Annotated in this window: 2 protein-coding genes and 1 pseudogene; 2 read left to right on the forward strand and 1 reads right to left on the reverse strand. The window is 39.9% G+C overall.

Annotated features, from left to right (window positions below; all coding sequences use genetic code 11):
- Positions 1 to 210, forward strand: a 210-nt coding sequence (locus F6K13_RS33185; RefSeq protein WP_287245580.1) for a transposase family protein, incomplete at its 5' end; no start/stop codon positions are given.
- Positions 210 to 1,067: pseudogene (locus F6K13_RS33190) on the forward strand (ISAs1 family transposase). The gene F6K13_RS33185 and the pseudogene F6K13_RS33190, both read left to right, overlap by 1 nt.
- Before the next feature lie 59 nt (positions 1,068 to 1,126).
- On the opposite strand, the gene F6K13_RS33195 reads toward F6K13_RS33190, so the two are convergent.
- A partial coding sequence (locus F6K13_RS33195; protein ID WP_287289935.1) for a hypothetical protein occupies positions 1,127 to 1,400 on the reverse strand: 274 nt, incomplete at its 5' end.

The raw sequence follows: 1,400 nt of genomic DNA on the forward strand, positions 1-1,400 counted from the left end.
TTGGCCCAGTTACCAGATTTTCGAGCTGCCAGAGGGAGACGTTATCCATTATGGTTAGTATTACTGTTAGTAATTATGGGTACAATGAGCGGTTGTTTCTCCTATTGTGCCCTAGAAGATTTTGCTCGTCGTCATCACCTGGCCTTACACCAACAACTAGAGCTATCACCTTTGAGTTTTCACTCCAGAAGTCTACATTTCGGCGAATGATGACCAGAATTGATTTTGCTCAGTTGGCTCAAGTATTCAATCAATGGGCTAAACAGCAAATCACAATTCAAGAGGCCGAATGGTTAGCAGTAGATGGTAAGAGTATTAGGTCTACTGTGAGTGATTGTAATAGTTCTTACCAAAACTTTGTCAATGTTGTTTCTGTGTTCAGTAATTGTCAAGGAGTACCTGTACCTGTAGAGCAATTTCACAATCAAGAAAGTAGTGAAATTGCTGTTGTCCAAAGCATATTGACTAGCTTAAACCTCAAAGGAGTGGTTTTTACTTGTGATGCCTTACATGGTCAAAAAAAACAGTCAAGTTAATCATTGACAGTGACAATCATTACAAGGGTAGCACTCAAAGGTAATCAAAAAAAATTGTACCAACAGGTACAACTAACGACTAAACAAACACAACCAAGTAGTATTGATATATCAGAAGACAAATGCAGAAATCCTTTGGTTTGTAGAACAGTATCTGTGTTTAATCATCTGTTGGGAATTAGCTCTGAGTGGGAGGGAATTAAGTCTTTGATTAAAGTAGAGCGTCAGGGTAAACGAGCAGGTGTTGATTATGATCAAACAGCTTACTACATTAGTAGTCTAGAGTTGAGTGCTGCAGAATTTGCAGTAGGAATTCAGGGACATTGGGGAATTGAGAATCGACTACATTGGGTTAAAGATGTAGTGTTTGGAGAGGACAAGAGTCTAATTCGGCACTCTCAAGCTGCAGCTAATTTTTCTGTGATTCGTCAGTTGGCGATCGCTATCTGTCGCCTTCATGGCTATTCTTCCCTCACTACTGCTATTCGTACCATTGCTCACGATTTGGAGCAGATTTTTCTGCTGTTGTAAATCCAGAACTGAAGTCGCCCTCGAATTGAAATGGGTTCAGACAAGACCCTTGCTCTGAGCTAGTTTTCCATTTCAATCGTTCTGGTGTTTGTGATCGCTACTTTCATGCAACAAAGCCGTTTAAGAGTGATAATTTCGGGAAAAAACCATGAAATACTTGATAACATGGCCAAACTTGTACTCCTCCTGGTTGTTTGCGATCGCGACTGACTCCGTAACAATTTTTTCTGTTTAAGAGTGATAATTTCGGGAAAAAACCATGAAATACTTGATAACATGGCCAAACTTGTACTCCTCAATATTTTTCTCTGGCGACAATGAATTAGCCCTGCC

The organism is Okeania sp. SIO2B9, assembly GCF_010672505.1.
GTDB lineage: Bacteria > Cyanobacteriota > Cyanobacteriia > Cyanobacteriales > Microcoleaceae > Okeania > Okeania hirsuta.